At 38.9% G+C, this 17,698-nt stretch carries 12 protein-coding genes; 8 read left to right on the forward strand and 4 right to left on the reverse strand.

All coding sequences use genetic code 11. The features are described 5' to 3' along the window. The first annotated feature begins 2 nt into the window (after positions 1-2). The 6 genes from F4V57_RS00790 (at position 3) to F4V57_RS00815 (ending at position 7,441) form a co-directional block, all read left to right on the forward strand. Complete coding sequence (locus tag F4V57_RS00790; protein ID WP_070069232.1) at positions 3-1,088, forward strand: LLM class flavin-dependent oxidoreductase; 1,086 nt, start codon at positions 3-5, stop codon at positions 1,086-1,088. Then, positions 1,063-2,529: a (Z)-2-((N-methylformamido)methylene)-5-hydroxybutyrolactone dehydrogenase gene (tgnC, locus tag F4V57_RS00795; protein ID WP_070069231.1), complete on the forward strand. Its 1,467-nt coding sequence runs from the start codon at positions 1,063-1,065 to the stop codon at positions 2,527-2,529. Before F4V57_RS00790 ends, tgnC begins: the two co-directional genes overlap by 26 nt. A gap of 366 nt (positions 2,530-2,895) precedes the next feature. Further along, positions 2,896-4,302, forward strand: coding sequence for a purine-cytosine permease family protein (locus F4V57_RS00800; RefSeq protein WP_070069230.1), 1,407 nt, complete (start codon positions 2,896-2,898; stop codon positions 4,300-4,302). Positions 4,303-4,322: 20 nt separating this feature from the next. Further along, positions 4,323-5,492, forward strand: a complete 1,170-nt coding sequence (locus F4V57_RS00805) for a hypothetical protein (protein ID WP_070069229.1) — start codon at positions 4,323-4,325, stop codon at positions 5,490-5,492. A 110-nt stretch (positions 5,493-5,602) separates the two neighbouring features. Further along, the gene (locus F4V57_RS00810; RefSeq protein WP_070069228.1) at positions 5,603-7,054 is read left to right on the forward strand and encodes an NAD-dependent succinate-semialdehyde dehydrogenase; all 1,452 of its coding nucleotides are present in this window, start codon (positions 5,603-5,605) and stop codon (positions 7,052-7,054) included. Positions 7,055-7,057: 3 nt separating this feature from the next. Then, on the forward strand, positions 7,058-7,441 hold the full coding sequence (locus F4V57_RS00815) for a carboxymuconolactone decarboxylase family protein (RefSeq protein WP_070069227.1): 384 nt from the start codon (positions 7,058-7,060) through the stop codon (positions 7,439-7,441). Between the two features lie 50 nt (positions 7,442-7,491). On the opposite strand, the gene F4V57_RS00820 is transcribed toward F4V57_RS00815, so the two are convergent. Next, positions 7,492-10,053 carry a Lon protease family protein gene (locus F4V57_RS00820; protein WP_227515665.1) on the reverse strand — a complete coding sequence of 854 codons (2,562 nt, stop codon included), beginning with the start codon at positions 10,051-10,053 and terminating at the stop codon, positions 7,492-7,494. A 207-nt stretch (positions 10,054-10,260) separates the two neighbouring features. Here F4V57_RS00820 and F4V57_RS00825 point away from each other — a divergent pair, with 207 nt between their 5' ends. Further along, a complete protein-coding gene (locus F4V57_RS00825; protein ID WP_070069225.1) occupies positions 10,261-12,414 on the forward strand; it encodes an AmpG family muropeptide MFS transporter in 2,154 nt (717 codons plus the stop codon). Positions 12,415-12,472: 58 nt separating this feature from the next. On the opposite strand, the gene ruvC is transcribed toward F4V57_RS00825, so the two are convergent. Then, positions 12,473-13,015, reverse strand: a complete 543-nt coding sequence (gene ruvC, locus F4V57_RS00830; RefSeq protein WP_070069224.1) for a crossover junction endodeoxyribonuclease RuvC — start codon at positions 13,013-13,015, stop codon at positions 12,473-12,475. 117 nt (positions 13,016-13,132) lie between these two features. On the opposite strand from ruvC, the gene F4V57_RS00835 reads away from it, so the two are divergent. Next, a complete protein-coding gene (locus F4V57_RS00835; protein ID WP_070069223.1) occupies positions 13,133-13,714 on the forward strand; it encodes an FxsA family protein in 582 nt (193 codons plus the stop codon). Between the two features lie 55 nt (positions 13,715-13,769). Here the strand turns inward: F4V57_RS00835 and dapC are convergent, their stop codons facing one another. Then, positions 13,770-14,939, reverse strand: a complete 1,170-nt coding sequence (gene dapC / locus F4V57_RS00840) for a succinyldiaminopimelate transaminase (protein ID WP_070069222.1) — start codon at positions 14,937-14,939, stop codon at positions 13,770-13,772. Between the two features lie 61 nt (positions 14,940-15,000). Further along, positions 15,001-17,655: a [protein-PII] uridylyltransferase gene (gene glnD / locus F4V57_RS00845; protein ID WP_070069221.1), complete on the reverse strand. Its 2,655-nt coding sequence runs from the start codon at positions 17,653-17,655 to the stop codon at positions 15,001-15,003. Between the last annotated feature and the right edge of the window lie 43 nt (positions 17,656-17,698).

Raw genomic sequence — 17,698 nt, forward strand, 5'->3', positions numbered from 1 at the left:
TTATGCGTTTTTCACTATTTATTCACATGGAACGCGTGTCTGATCAGCAGACACAACAGCAGTTGTATGAAGAAATGATCGAATTATGTCAGATTGCAGACCGAGGGGGAATGTATGCAATCTGGACAGGTGAACATCATGGTATGAATTTTACTATTGCTCCGAATCCATTTTTAAATCTGGTTGATTTGGCCAATAAGACCAAAAATGTTCGCTTAGGTACAGGAACAGTTGTTGCCCCATTCTGGCATCCGATTAAATTGGCAGGTGAAGCCGCTATGACGGATGTGATCAGTAATGGACGTCTGGATATCGGTATTGCACGTGGTGCATATTCTTTTGAATATGAAAGACTGGTTCCTGGAATGGATGCATGGAGTGCCGGGCAGCGCCTGCGTGAAATGATTCCTGCAATAAAAGCTTTGTGGAAAGGTGATTATGCACATGATGGCGAGTTCTGGAAATTTCCAAAAACCACATCTTCACCACAACCTTTACAGCAACCACATCCACCGATCTGGGTTGCTGCACGTGATCCAAACAGCCATGAATTTGCCGTTCAAAATGGCTGTAATGTACAGGTTACACCACTGCATCTCGGGCATGAAGAAATTAGTAAGTTAAAAAACCATTTTGATCATGCCTGTGAAAAATTCAATGATATTCCTCGTCCTGAGATTATGCTGTTACAACATGCTTATGTTGCAGAGAGTGAAGAAGATGCTCAGCGAGCAGCAGAAGAAATCAATGTGTTCTATAACTATTTTGGCGCATGGTTTAAAAATGAACGTGAGATTTCACAAGGTTTGATTGCACCACTTAGTACAGAAGAAATTGCATCGCATCCATTTTATACCCCAGAATTGATGCGTCAAAATATGCCAATTGGACAAGCTTCGGACATTATTGAGCGTTTAAAAGGCTATGAAGCCATGGGCTATGATGAATTCTCTTTCTGGATTGATACCGGAATGAGTTTTGAGCGCAAAAAAGCATCTCTAGAACGCATGATTAATGAAGTTATGCCAGCATTTACCCAACAATACGCAGGGAAAAAGCAAGATGCAGAAATTCCAGCTTTATATTAATGGACAATTTGAAGATGGTGCTGCGCAATTTGACAGCATCAATCCTGCAACTGGGCAGGTCTGGGCAAAAATGCCAGAAGCACGTACTGAACAAGTTAATCGTGCAGTACAGGCAGCAGAAAAAGCATTTTATGCTTCAGACTGGTCAGCATTAACTGCCTCACAACGTGGAAAATTACTTTATAAGCTGGCAGATTTAATTGAAAAAGCAGCTCCACGCTTAGCTGAACTGGAAACACTGGATACCGGGAAAATCATTCGGGAAACCTCTAGTCAGATTGCCTATGTTGCTGAATATTATCGTTATTATGCAGGTCTGGCAGATAAGCTGGAAGGCAGTGTTGTTCCGGTTGATAAACCTGATATGCAAGCATGGTTAATTCGTGAACCTGTTGGTGTGGTTGCAGCGATTGTGCCATGGAATAGCCAGTTATTTTTATCTGCTGTCAAGGTTGGACCGGCACTTGCGGCAGGTTGTACCATTGTCTTAAAAGCCTCAGAAGAAGCTCCTGCACCATTATTGGAATTTGCCAAATTGATTGATGAGGCAGGTTTTCCGGCAGGTGTTGTTAATATTGTAACTGGCTTTGGTGCAGAATGTGGAGCTGTTTTGAGTGGTCATCCCGCAATTGCTCATGTTGCATTTACCGGTGGCCCTGAAACAGCACAACATATTGTAAAAAATACAGCAAATAATCTGGCAAAGGTATCTTTGGAACTTGGTGGAAAATCACCATTTATTGTATTCGCAGATGCCAATCTAGATAGTGCGTTAAATGCACAGGTTGCCGCTATTTTTGCAGCGACAGGGCAAAGTTGTGTTGCTGGATCGCGTTTATTGATTGAAGCAAGTATCAAGGATGAATTTTTAAGAAAGCTGGCTGAACGTGTGCAAAGTATTAGAGTTGGTTTGCCAGAAGATATGCAAACTGAATACGGACCATTATGTACTTTAAAGCAACGTCAGAAAATTCAGCAGGTTGTTGATGCATCTATTGTACAAGGTGCAACATTGATTACAGGTGGAAACACTCCTGAAGGCAAAGGGTACTATTATCCACCAACGATTTTAGACTGTAGCCAAACGCCACAAGCCGACAGTATCACCACTGAACTTTTTGGCCCTGTATTATCAGTTGATGTCTTTTATGATGAGACAGAAGCGATTCAAAAAGCTAATAGTACACCTTATGGGCTGGCTTCAGGTGTATTTACCAATAATTTGACCCGAGCGCATCGTATGACGAAAGCTATTCGTGCGGGTATTGTCTGGCTAAACACATATCGTGCAGTTTCGCCTTTAGTCCCTTTTGGTGGCTATGGTTTATCAGGGCATGGACGTGAAGGTGGAATTGCTGCGGTACTAGACTATACCACCACAAAATCAGTGTGGCTTAGGACGTCAGATCAGCCAATAGATGATCCTTTTGTGATGAGGTGATAAAGTTATTTTTACCCGTTTTTGATTAAAAATTTATATAAATTTTTATCGCATTTAACACAATGGATTTGTGATATTGAAAATGGATTTTCAAATATAATACTCCGATCTTTTTCGAGAGTGTTGATTGTTATTTCCATAATAAAATCATTTTAAAACAAAATGATATAAATCTATTTCTTTTCTAAAATCTCATTGTAAAGCACATCGGTATATTATTATTCCGATAAAATTAATGGATAAAAATATTTTTAATTTGAATAAAAAATGGTCTAAAAATTGCTTTGATTTAAAGGAATAAAGAATTCCTCACAGGAATGTGTGGGTTTGTCATTTAAGCCAATTCTCTAAATGGAGATTAATGATATGAGTCAGCATACGACATCAGGAAAAGCTTTTGAAATAGAAAGTAATAGTATTGATTACGTTTCTCCATCACAACGGCATGGTAACGTAAAGGATTTATTTACCTTGTGGTTTTGTACCAATATTGCCCCGTTAGCTGTCATTACTGGAGCAATGGCAGTGCAAACGTTTAACTTAAATATTATGAGTGCATTGACTGCCATCATTTTCGGTCACTTTTTCGGTGCATTGATTTTGGCATTGACTTCAGCACAGGGTCCGCAGGTTGGTATTCCACAGATGATTCAAAGTCGTGCCCAATTCGGGCGCTACGGTGCATTATTGGTAGTAATATTTACAACTATGATTTATCTAGGTTTTTTTGTTTCCAATATTATTTTGTCAGGAAAAACGTTACATGCGGTTATTCCAGCAATTCCGGTATCTACTGCGACAATAATTGGGGCCATTGTAGCGACATTGATTGGTATTGTAGGCTATCACTTTATTCATAAATTTAATAAAGTCGGCACATGGTTTATGGGGGGTGCATTATTAATTGGCTTTATGCTTATGTTGCCTCATGTAAATGCAGAGGTGTTGGCAAAAGGCGCTTTTAATTTAAAAGGCTGGTTTGCCATGTTTTGTGTTTGTGCCATCTGGCAAATTAGTTTCTCGCCATATACTTCTGATTATTCACGTTATTTACCTAAGGAAATTGGTATTTTTAAACCATTCATTTATACCTATTTAGGTGCAGCACTTGGAACCATTTTTGCGTTTTGTTTTGGAATGTTGGCAGTAAGTATTTTAACCACAGGTGATGCCATGCAATCAGTTAAAACGGTAACAGGTGGTTTTGGTTATGTGCTGATGATTTTATTTTTATGCAATATTATTGGTCATAATGCCATGAATTTGTATGGTGCATCTTTATCATTTATTACAGCTATCCAAACTTTTGCTGGAACATGGATGCCAAGCCGTAATAGCCGAATCATCTTATCAATTGCCGTGTTGATTGCAGCGACTGCGACAGCATTATGGGCATCAAGTAATTTTATTGGTTACTTCCTGAATTTTATTTTTGCCATGTTATTTATCTGTGTGCCGTGGGCAGTGATTAATCTAATGGATTTTTATTTTGTGAATAAACAACAATACGATATTGATTCAATTTTTGCTGAGGATGGTGGTCAGTATGGTAAATACAATACCAAAACTCTACTTACTTACTTCATTGGAATTGTGGTACAGATTCCATTTTTGACCAATTCATTCTTTACAGGCGCATTAGCAAATATTATTCCAGATGTTGATATTTCTTGGATTGTGGGATTGCTTGTAACAGGTATCGTATATTGGCTACTCAATGCATCACGAGTCAAAGCTGTCGACCGTTACGACATTTCAACCAAAAAATATTAATATTCATTGAGGATATAATGATGAAAAAAATATACTCTCGCTGTAGTGCAGGATTATTGGGATGTACTCTGGCGGTACCATGTTTTGCTGGCATTACGTTTGGTGATGTAAATGATAAAACAGGGGAGCTGAGCATCTCGGGTTATGTTCGAGCAAAATATCAGGATAAAAACTATGGTTCAGACAATGACCATAAAATTCAGTTTGATGCTGCCAAGATCAATTTAGATTACGATTCTGCAAATATTTTTGGTCACGTTGAATATCGCTGTTATCAATACGATACCTTATGTGATTTTTCTACATTAGTAGATGGATATCTGGGTTATCGTTTTAGTCCAAAACAAAATCTGACCATTGGTATTCAACCTGTTCCATTTGGAGTTGCACGGTTTTGGGAAAGTACTTTATATGGTGGTATCAATAATACGATGGGGCTGGAAGATGCACATAATTTAGGGGTGAATTATCATCATGAAATTGCATCAACCAAAATTGATATGGCATATTTTGCAACTGATGGTGGCCATTATGTTGGTGATAGTCTTGATTCTGCCCGTTATACAGCGAATTTTGTAAAAAGTAGTGATCCAACAAAATCAACACTTAGTGAAAAAAATATGTGGATCGCTCGAGTGAGTCAGGATCTAAAATTTATTGCTGCTCCTGATCTCAAAATCAATGTTGGCGGATCTTATTGGTATTCTGATATTGAAAATAAAAGCGCTGGTCTAACAGGTTCTCGTCAGGCATGGGCATTATTTAGCAGTGTTGGTTATGATAACTTGGCTTTTACTCTGACTGGTGGTAAAAATTCTGTAAACAATAAAGATTTGAATAACCAGGATTATTCTGTTATGGGATCGTATGATGGTGAATATGATGTTGCCAACAAAGGTTATTTTTATACTGCTGATGTTCGTTATGTGCTGAAAGATGTTTATAAAGATGGATTGAATATTACTCCATATCTGACCTATTCCAGTTATATCAAGGATGTTTCTGGTGCAAAGGATTCTTCCCGTAACTTTATTGGTGCATCATTTGATTATAAAAAAGTATCTCTGGTTGCAGAATATATTTTTGCAAAAAATGATCCATTTATTGGTGGCAGTAGTTCAGCTCTGGCACAGGGAGATAATAATAAAACCAATCGTTTGTTAAATCTGACATTGTTTTATTATTTCTAGTTTCGTCTGACCATGCCTGCATAATATGCAGAAAATTTTTTATCTATTTAAATGGTATACCATATGACAGCAGTATGGTATCCATTCATTTCTATTAGACAGGATTCATCATGAATTTGAAAGATCAGGCATTGTTTCATCAGCAGGCTTTTGTTGCTGGTAAATGGTGTGATGCTGATAACCAGCATATTACAACAATTTATAATCCAGCGAATCAGCAAATTTTGGGTACAGTTCCTAATATGGGAAAAGCTGAAACTGAACGTGCGATTCAGGTCGCAAAACAACACTGGGTCGCTTGGAAAAATAAAACAGCTAAAGAGCGCTCAATTGTTTTAAGAAAATGGTTTGATTTAATGATTGCTGAGGCGGATAACTTGGCATTGATTTTGACCTCAGAACAAGGAAAACCATTGGCAGAAGCCAAAGGTGAAATTCTTTATGCTGCAAGTTTTATTGAATGGTTTGCTGAAGAAGCCAAACGAATTTATGGTGATATTATTCCAAGCCCATATCCTGATGCCAGAATTGTAATTCATAAACAACCTATTGGGATCGTAGCCGCGATTACCCCTTGGAATTTTCCTGCGGCCATGATTACCCGTAAAGTTGCACCAGCACTGGCAGCAGGTTGTCCATGTATTGTTAAACCTGCGCCGGAAACACCATTTACAGCTTTAGCATTGGTTGATCTAGCAATTCAGGCGGGGATTCCACCTGAAATCTTTAGTGTAATTACAGGTGATGCTGTAGAAATTGGTGATGCAATTTTTGCCAGTGATGATGTGCGTAAGTTTACCTTTACAGGTTCAACACCAGTGGGCAAAAAACTACTGGAACGTTCGGCAAAAACCCTGAAAAAAGTTTCGCTGGAATTAGGTGGAAATGCCCCATTTATCGTATTCGATGATGCCGATCTTGATGCTGCAATAGAAGGTGCTTTGATTGCTAAATTTAGAAATGCAGGTCAAACCTGTGTATGCGTGAATCGCTTTTTGGTGCAATCAGGTATTTATGAACGATTTATTGCTGCACTAAAAAGTAAAATTGAAAAGCTAAGCATTGGGAACGGCTTAGAAGCTGGACATGATATTGGCCCACTGATTAATCAAGCTGCGGTGGAAAAAGTTCAGTACCATATTCAGGATGCTTTGGATAAAAATGGTCGATTGATCAGTGGTGGACATTTACATGACGCTGGTGTTTTATTTTTTCAGCCGACCTTAATTGCTGATGCGCATTCTGAGATGTTGGTCGCAACACAAGAAACCTTTGGTCCATTAGCTGCAGTATTTGCCTTTGATACGGAACAACAAGCTTTGCAGATGGCAAACGATACAGAATTTGGTCTGGCAGCTTATTGTTATACTCAGGACCTTGGTCGAGCATGGCGTATGAGTGAACAACTTGAATATGGCATGGTAGGAATCAATAAAGGTTTAATTTCTAATGAAGTTGCTCCATTCGGTGGTGTTAAGCATTCAGGTTTAGGTCGTGAAGGTTCAAAGTATGGTATACAAGATTATCTTGAAATCAAATACACCTTATTTGGAGGACTTTAAAAAATGAGTAATGATCAGTTTGAAAAAGGTTTAGAGATTCGCAAACAGGTTTTAGGCGAAGAATATGTTAATCGTTCCATCAACAATGCAGATGATTTTAATCTGCCCTTACAGGAATTGGTAACAGAATACTGTTGGGGAGCTGTTTGGGGGCGGGATGAACTGTCAAAATCTGAACGTAGTTTGATTAATCTGGCAATGATTTCTGCATTAAATCGTCCACACGAATTAAAGTTGCATGTTAAAGGTGCATTACGCAATGGCGTACCTAAAGAAAAAATTCGGGAAGTGTTACTACAGGTGGCTATTTATTGCGGTGTACCTGCGGCAGTAGATAGCTTTCGTATCGCCAAAGAAGCCATTACAGAATATGAAAATGGGGAGTAACCCGAAAAATAGCGAATTTCCAGAGAAATTCGCTATTTTCTGAAATACGATTAGTGTGGTTTTGCTTCTGCCACCACCTGATCACTTAATTGTTCATCATGCTGCGGTTTTTTCTTTTTAGCTTTCTTTTTTTTCTTTTTAACCTCGTCCTGAATATCGCCATCTTCAACAGCTTGCCAATCTTCCAATTGCTCCATAACTGCAGCAAAAATGGAATCTTTACTATAACGGCCTTTCTTGTTTAAAGAACCAACAGGACGTGACATAAGAATTTCCAGTGCTTGTGTAATAGTATCAATCGCATGAATATGGAATTGTCCTTTTTCCACGGCATCAATGACATCTTGACGCAACATAAGATGCTGCATATTCTGGCGAGGAATAATCACACCCTGTTTACCTGTAAAGCCCTGTAATTTACATGCATCAAAAAAGCCTTCAATTTTGGCATTTACTCCGCCAATTGGTTGCACCTGACCCAATTGGTTCATTGAACCGGTAATGGCCCAAGACTGGTCAATAGGGATTTGGCTAATGGCAGAAATTAATGCTGATAGTTCGGCAACGGTAGCACTATCACCATCAACCTCACCATAACTTTGTTCAAATGCCAGTGCAGCAGAGAAATGCAAAGTTTGAGTGCGTCCAAAATGTGCTTTTAAGAAGCTGGACATTAGCAGAACACCTTTGGCATGTAATGACCCCCCCAACTCTACACTGCGCTCAATATCCAGAATGTCACCACCACCCTGATAAACTGAAGCAGTTAGACGAGAAGGTAAACCAAACTCGACATCTGCATAATGAATGACCGATAAAGCATTGATTTGTCCCAGACGATAACCACGGGTTTCGATCAGTTGAGTACCACGGGATAAATCTTGCCAATATAAATCACGCAAATAACCTAAGCGATACTGACGATGTTTGAGAGCCAGATTGATATGTTCTGCTGTGACCATGCTTTCATTTTTCTGAATGGCATGATGATGAGACTCACGAATCAAATCACCCAGAGTTGCTGCATGTAATGACAGCGATTTTTGATCTTCTGCCTGACGACTGGAATCAGTAAGTAATGCCGCCAATGCCGAGCGGTCAAAAGGTAATAATTTGTCAGCCTGTACATAATCTGCAATCAAATGTATGTAGGCTTTTTCATTGTTTTCATTGCGTTGCAAGGTGTCGGTAAAATCGGCACGGATTTTAAATACACTGCCTAATTCTGGTTCATATTCCAGAATTTCATAATAAATTTGTGGTTCTGCCAGTAAAACAACTTTGACATTCAGTGGAATGGCTTGTGGTTCAATAGAAATACTGCCAGTTAGTGTCAGCATGTGTTCTAAGGATGATAGTTTTAATTGTCCTGATTTTAATGCACGTTTTAAGCCTTGCCATGCATAGGCTTGTTCCAGTAATTGCTCTGCTTCAAGAATTAAAAAGCCACCATTGGCACGATGTAATGAACCAGAACGAATCAGGGTAAAATCAGTGGTAATCGTACCACCATGTGTGAGTTGTTCCACATGCCCCAATAAATTGTAATGTGTTGGAAAATCCTCAAAAATAATTGGTGCGCCAGAGTTCAGTTTATGGGTTGTAATAATATTGACTTGATAACGGGCAGGAACACGATTAAATGATGTTGGACTAAAATCTTCCTCCTCACGATCCAGAATTAACTCAACATTTTCGATAATGTCTTTTGCATATAGTTTGAGATACTGCTCGAGTCCTTCAACATCTTCAAAGCGATGTAAAATATTTTTGATTTTTGGCATGATCACTTGGTTGGCAATATCATGATTTAAATCAACCACTTGATCGCGAGCATTGTCTTCAAGAATGCCTAATTTTGAGCCCAGCCTTTGTAATTTTTTATCCATATAGCGCATGTTTGAGGCGATACGAATACGCTCTTTAGAGGGTAAGGCATCAATTTCTTGATCAGAGAGTTCCTTCTCCTGTTGATCTTCACGTTGAAAAGGCACAAAGCAATGTTCATCATTTTTGGAAACCAGTTTAAGTGATAAAGATTCACCTTCCTGAGTTAATTCTAATAATGCTTCCTGCTGTTGCAAACTAATATGCTGGCGGATCAATTCAATTTGTTTGTGATATGTATCTGCACCAAAACGGCGTTCCAATTGTTTCAAACTACTTAACCACATATCATGCATGGCTTTTTGAAATTTTGGTGCTTGTCCTGCGGTAAGCTGTAAGGCTAAAGGCTGTCTGGCATCCTGAAAATTATTGACATAAACCCAGTCGGGTGGGGTAGCGAGGGTTTTGGCATGTTGCTGAAGCAAACGCTTGATCATGGTACGCTTGCCTAGTCCTGCTGTGCCGACTGCAAAAATATTGTAGCCGGAGTACGGCATACTAATCCCGGCTTCTACAGAAGCTCTGGCTCGATCCTGACCTAAAAAATTATTTACAGGTTTAATACGTTTGGTTGAGCTAGGAATTTTTTCAAGGTCTGGAAAATGAGTGAGTTGCTGCGGTTTTAATTCGGTATTTTCAATAGTTTTCTGGATTTCTGCATTATCGAGTGCACTAAGGTAATTATGGCTTTGGTACGGTAGAGCATTTGTTTGAGTATCAGCTATGGTGTTGTGTACGGCGTTCTGGTTTGAAATCACTGGGTAGTCCATAAAACGAGGTATTAACTATGTATATAAAGGTGACAGTTTTATTGCTTTAATTCAAGCGCAATTCTAAGATTACAGTTGTTATTGTCATTCGTCTGTAAAAACCTGCATCAAAACAGCATTTTTACTGATGGATATTCTTTGCGGTCAGGAAATTTATCATTAATGTCTAATACATCAAAAAACTGGGGTAGCGCTTTTTCTGCATTTCTGGATCGGCGTGCCATCATTATGCTGTTTTTGGGATTTTCTTCAGGATTACCCATTTTTTTGATCTTCTCGGTTTTGTCATTCTGGTTGAGTGAAGCAGGGGTCAATCGTAGTTCAATCACTATGTTTAGCTGGGCAGCTTTAGCTTATTCCTTTAAATTTATCTGGGCCCCCTTAATTGATAAATTACCTATTATTTTTCTGACCAAGAAGTTGGGACAAAGGCGAAGCTGGTTACTTGTTTCACAATTCATGGTGATTTCTGCAATTATACTCATGGCTATGATTGACCCAGTGGCAAGTGCTACAGGAGAAAATGTCAATCTGAAACTACTGGCTGCTGCTGCAGTATTTCTGGGATTTTCATCAGCAACACAGGACATTATTGTCGATGCTTACCGTATTGAACTGACACAAGATAAAGCATTACAAACCGTTTTGGCTTCTACCTATAATGCAGGGTATCGTATTGCAACCATCATTACTCAGTTTGGTGCTCTGCTTTTTGCCGCATCACTGGGTACGGCAGCCGGAAATTATATTTATGAAGCATGGCAAAGTACATATTTATTAATGGCCAGTCTGATGCTGATAGGGATTATAACCACGTTAGTCATTCATGAACCTCAGGTTAAAAGAGTCGATTCGCATTACTCACATCATGATTATTTACAATTAATGCTGGTGTTTATCCTTTCTACCAGTGTTTTTGTCATGGCTTTTATTTTTTGTAATACGCTTAAATCTAAATTAAATATTGAAGATGCTTTTCTTGGGTTTATTGTTCTCGCTATACAATTTATTTTTTGTGCCATTATTGCATTTATTTTACCAATGATACTGATTAAAACAGGGATTATTCAGAAAAAAATTGTCATGGAAACCTGGGTTAATCCTTTTCTGGATTTTTTTAGACGATATGGTTTAAAAATTGCTTTGGCTATCCTGTTATTAATAGGCTTTTATCGTATTTCTGATATTGTCGCAGGTACAATGGCAAATTTATTTTATGTTGATTTAAATTTCGATAAGGAAGAAATTGCATGGTTTAATAAGCTTTTTGCTGTCATTTTTGTGATTTTAGGTGGATTTATTGGTGGTCTTTTATCTCAGCGTTACAACATCATGAAGATGATGTTCCTGGGTGCAATTTTGGCAAGTGCGACCAATCTGATTTTTGTGGGGTTAGTAAAATCAGGTTATAGTATGAATGATGTTGTGGTGAATACAGCGAAACATCAATATCTTATCAAGCCTGATGAAGTCGGCAACTGGAAAATTACGATTCCACAGCAACAGCTTCAGGCACAAAATAGTATTCGTTTTAGTTCAAAACCTGAAGGTTTATCGCAAAATTTAAGCGTAGAAGTGCCATTAAAAACATATCATCAACACTCGGCACCAGACATTTATATTAAACCAATAGGTGGTGATAATATATTGTTTAAAAACGAACTAGCTCGGGATGTGATTATTCAGGGTAATTTACTCAATATTCCGGCAAATAGTACAGATAAAAAAGTTGAAATCATGGTGAATAATAAAAAAGTATTGGCCAATGTCAATGATAATAACCAATGGAGTGCTGTTGTTAATGGAAAGGATTTGAAATCTTCCCAATATATTCAGATTAATGCTGATTATAAATTGCAACAACAAATCTATCATTTAACTGCAAAATCCATATATCAAATCAATTTACAACAAATGCAACCTGTAAATCGAATAAATCTGCTTGAGATTCCTGCAGTGAATGTCGATCAAACCCAGCCTGTAGAATTTAAGGGCAAAGTGGTGGTTCAATACAGTAAAATTTGGTTAGTGATGGGAATTATCTTTGACAATCTGGCTTCTGGTTTGGCAGGCGCAGTATTTATTGCTTTTTTATCCAGTTTAACCAGTGTTTCTTTTACTGCTATGCAATATGCTATTTTCAGCTCTTTAATGTTATTGCTGCCAAAAACTATTGGTGGTTATTCAGGAACAATGGTAGATCAAATCGGTTATTCAGGATTTTTTACTATTACTTTTTTAATGGGTATTCCAATTTTGCTACTTGTACTTTGGGTTGCCAAATTATTAAAGCAACATGAAGGCATGAAAGAATAAATTTCAGGCCATTTGTATGGTAATGCAAATGGCTTTGTTATATTTATTGGAGGTTTTATTACCTACGGCGTAAACCACGTCCTCGTCCACGAGCCATGCCTCCCAAGGCATTTAATACAGCCATTTTATTCAAGCTACCGGAAGCATGTGCATGACAAATGGCTGCTGCCAGTGCATCGGCAGCATCGGCTTGCGGCTTAATGCTTAAATCTAGCAGGCGCATCACCATCATTTGTACCTGTTCTTTATCGGCTGCACCATAGCCGACAACAGATTGCTTGATCTGTCGTGCTGTATATTCTGAAACAGCCAAGTCAAGATTAACCAATGCAGCAATAGCAGCGCCTCGAGCCTGTCCCAGTTTGAGTGCCGAATCAGGATTTTGCGCCATAAAAACCTGCTCTACAGCAGCTTCAGTGGGTTGATGAAATTGTACAATGCGATCAATACCGGCAAAAATACGCTTTAATCTTTCAGGCATATCCTGACTTTCTGTTCGAATTGTTCCTGCATCAACAAAACGCAATTTTGCCCCTTGTTTTTCTACAATGCCGTAACCTGTAAGACGTGAACCAGGATCAATGCCAATAATTAATGTCATTTTGCCCTTTAAATATTTTAAAATATCCCTATTGTTACATATATGCTTGAAAAAGCTTAGCCCTCGTCTACGGCTTTGCTGAATTTTAATACCAAATTGAGGTAATCATTTTTACTTATGGGTCTGATCTTATTGGCATTGATTGCAATTGTTGCGGAAATTCTGACATGGATTTTTGTCGGTAAATTAGTTGGCAGTGCATGGTATGTATTTTTTTGGTTTATTGCTGCATTCTTTATTGGTCTAAATTTACTGCGCAGTAGTTCTTCTCATATCATGCCTCAGTTACAGCAAATGCAACTGGGCGGACAAATGGGTAATGATCCTCAAGTTGGTAAATATCTTGCCCGTTGTCTTTCTGGTGTGCTACTTATGATTCCAGGATTGCTGTCAGATGTTGTTGCCCTGATTCTTCTCATTCCGGGGATGCATAAGTTGATCCAGAATGTGGCGTTGAGTGCTTTGCAAAAACGTCAACAAGCAATGATGAACAAAATGATGGGAGGGATGATGGGTGGAAATAATGCAGGTGCGGGTAGTCCTTTTGAAGATATGATGCGTCAGATGCAGGATATGCAACGTCAGCAAGGTAGCAGCCAATATCAGGATTCCAGCATTATTGATGGTGAAGCCAGGGAGGTTACGCCTGATTCAAAACGTATTCAATCACCTAAAGATCGTTCATCTCAAGATCATTAAAATAAATAATAATCAGTAAAAAATCGGGTGATATACCCGATTTTTTGTGACTTTTTTATAAAATTTTCTTTAACCGATCGATGGCTTGTTCGCATTGTGCAATACTGGCGACCAATGCCATACGCACATGATTTTCACCGGGATTGCCCTGATCAGTTTCTCTTGACAGATAACGACCGGGTAAAACTTTGATATTGGCCTGCGCTAAAAGCTTGCGGGCAAAAACTTCATCATCATCCACCTGTAGCCAGTAGTAAAATCCGGCATCAGGTTTTTTTAATGCAAGTAAATGGCCTAATTCTTGCTGAAATAGATTAAATTTTTGTCGATAGGCAATACGATTGTCTTCGACATGTTGTTCATCATTCCACGCTGCTATAGAAGCAAGTTGATGCTGTACAGGCATTGCAGCGCCATGGTAGGTACGATACTTTAAGTAAGGTGCCAGTAGTTGTTCATCACCTGCCACAAAACCAGAACGCATTCCCGGCAGGTTAGAGCGTTTGGATAAAGAATGAAATACGATACAGTTTTTAAAGTCATCACGACCGATTTGGGCACAGACTTGCAATAAACCAACAGGTGCTTGCTCAAACCATAATTCTGAATAGCATTCATCTGACGCAATGATAAAATTATACTGATCAGATAATGCGATTAATTTTTTAAAATCATTTTTATCCAATACGGCACCGGTTGGATTACCGGGCGTACACACAAATAAAATAGCCGTTTTTTCCCAGACTTCATTAGGAACAGCATCAAAATTACCTTTGTACTGATTGGCAATTGTACAGTTGACAAAATAAGGTTTGGCGCCTGCCAATAAAGTAGCACCTTCATAGATTTGATAAAAAGGATTTGGCATCACAACATAAGGGTGTTGTGTTCGATCAATTGCAGATTGCACAAAGGAAAAAATTGCTTCACGTGTACCACTAACGGGTAAAACCTGTGTTTCAGCATTAACCGATTTGAGTTGAAAACGTTGTGTCAACCAATTGGCAATACTTTGACGTAACTCAATCAGACCTTTACTGTTGGGATAGGTCGATAAATGTTGGAAATTATCCTGAATGGCCTGTTGTACAAATGTTGGTGCGGCATGTTTTGGTTCGCCAATGGAAAGCGGAATTAACGGCATATCGGCTGGTTGAACATGAGCAAATAATGCATTTAGTTTTTCAAAAGGATACGGATGTAAAAGGGCCAAATCAGGGTTCATGACAAAAGCTCATATTAATCGGAAATAGGCGACCTGACAGATCTGGTCTGATCGCTGAAAATTAATGTTGTACGGTAACACGGTTTGAGGCTTCTTCAAGCGCCAATTTTAACTTCTCGGCAAAACTGATGGTTTCTTCCTCACTCATCGGAGAACCATCCTGTTTGGTAACAAAGAAGATATCTTCTGCACGTTCTCCTAGTGTTGCAATTCTTGCCGAATGAATATCTAATCCCTGCATCATGAATAACCCACCTACCCGTGCCAGTAAACCCGGTTGGTCAAGGGTAGAGATCTCTACCATATTTTGATTCAAGGCATGATTCAAGCGAATATCTACCGTGTTTTCTACCGCAAAATGCCGTAACTGACGAGGGATGATGCGTTGCATCACACCCGGATATTGATCTGCATGACGCAGTGCTTCAACCAGTTTGTTGATGACCTGTTTTCGGCGTTCACGATCACTCATCAAACTTCCCAAACGATCATGAATGACATAGGTATCCAGTGAAAAATTGGTTGCTGCGGTGATAATTCGTGCGTCCTGTACATCTAGATTCATTCGATCCAGAATTGCTACAGTGGTTGCAAATAAATTTTGTGTATCACGGGTATAAATAAATAATTGTACCGCTTTACGATGTTCACGGATCAGAACTAAAGGATCCGGATTGTCACCGTGACGCAAAATTGCGCTGGTATGCCAGACAATTTCATCTGCACTTTCCTTGAGGAAATAGTCATCTCCAAGCTCTTGCCAGACCTGCTCAATTTCGGTACTGGAAAACTCATCTGAAAGTTTATCCATGGCCTCGAACTTGGTATCTTCAATTAACATTTGATGATCTACAGGACGATCAATACCTGCTCGGATAATTTCACGGGTTTGCGAGTAAAGCTGGCGTAGCAGCGAAGCTTTCCAATTATTCCAAAGTGTTGGATTGGTAGCATTAATATCGGCAACTGTCAGGCAGTATAAGTAATCAAGATGCTCCATATCGCCCATTTGTTCAGCAAAAGTTTGGACAACATCCGGATCAGAAATATCTTTTTTCTGGGCTGTTAACGACATCATCAAATGATTACGGGTGAGCCATGCAACCATTTTTGCTTCACGCTCGGTTAAGCCATGTTGACGGCAAAATTCCAGTGCATCTTCTGCACCAAGTTCACTATGATCACCGCCGCGCCCTTTGGCAATATCATGAAATAGTGCTGCCAGATAAATAATATCTTTACGTACCAGACGCTGGAAAACGTTACAAACCACGGGATATTGTTGACTGAATTCGGGATCTGCAAAGCGATTCAGGTTACGAATGAGCAATAGGGTATGGGCATCAACAGTATAAATATGGAATAAATCATATTGCATCAGCCCCATAATTTTTCCAAATGCAGGAATATAATGTCCAAGGACACCATAACGCTTCATTGCCACCAATGTTTCATAGAGCTGATGCGGTGTGCGAATAATAGCCATGAACAATGCTTGATGGGTTGGATCGTTTCTAAAGGTTTGGTCAATTTTTTTTGCTGACAATAACAATAATCGTAATGTGCGAGAGCGGATTCCCTGTATTTCAGGGCGATTCGCCATTAAATAAAACACTTCCAGAATTGCGCTAGGAGATTCCGAAAAAACTTTATGATGTGTTACTGCGAGTTTGTCATCAACCAGTTTAAAATTATGGCTTAGTTCGACAATTCTACGTTCATAATCAGGTAATCTTGGCGTAATAACAGATTCATTGAAATAATTTAGTAACAATTCATTTAAGGTTGAAACGATTTGTGCCATCCGATAATAACGCTTCATAAATTGTTCAATGCTATGATTAGGATGTTGTCCTTGCTGATGGGTATAGCCCATTTTTGCAGCAATTTCCCTTTGATAATCAAAAAGTAGACGATTTTCATCTCGTTTGCGTAGTTTGTGCAAGTGATGGCGGATTTCCCAGTAAAAAGTTTCAGCTTGTTCCAGTAAACCTAACTCAAATTCACTGATAAAGCCTAGATGAACCAGATCGTATACACGATTGACACGAAAATGTCGTTTGGCAATCCAGCCAATTTGATTCATATCACGTAAACCACCAGGCGCATTTTTAATGTCGGGTTCGAGATTACTTTCCGTATTATTATGCTGCTCGTAACGCGCATGTTGCTCAGCCATTTTTGCATCAAAGAAGGTTTTATCGGTCCAGCTCTGTGCCACAATTCGGCGCGGCCAGGGGGTGAGTTGTTGATTTCCAATTAATAATCTGGATTCAATCAGTGAGGTGGCAACAGTCAAGTCTTCTTGTGCTTGCTCAAAGCAAGTTTTAAGTGTTCGTACACTGATTCCTGGTTTGAAATTGCCAACATCCCATAATGAAGATACAAAGATTTTAATTTTTTCTTCTGTTGCATTATCAAGTTCATCTTCTGATAAGATCAGAATATCGACATCGGAATAGGGCAGCATTTCACGTCTGCCATATCCACCAACAGCAAATAATCCAAGTGAAGATGCATCGAGTCCAGCATTTTCCCACAAAAAAATTAAGGCAGTATCAATTTGTTCAGAACGTGCTGCAATAATTTCCCGTATTGATGTGCCATTTTCAAATGCATGATCCAGTTGATTTTCTACATCTTTACGCCAGTTGTTAATTCCCTGTAATGAATCACCTAAACAGACATAATCGGATAGGGCAGCAAGCTTGAGCATAAATCTTCAATCCTTAATGTAAACAAGAGACTGTTTTAAAAAT

It is taken from the genome of Acinetobacter qingfengensis (assembly GCF_008693185.1).
Classification (GTDB): Bacteria; Pseudomonadota; Gammaproteobacteria; order Pseudomonadales; family Moraxellaceae; genus Acinetobacter; species Acinetobacter qingfengensis.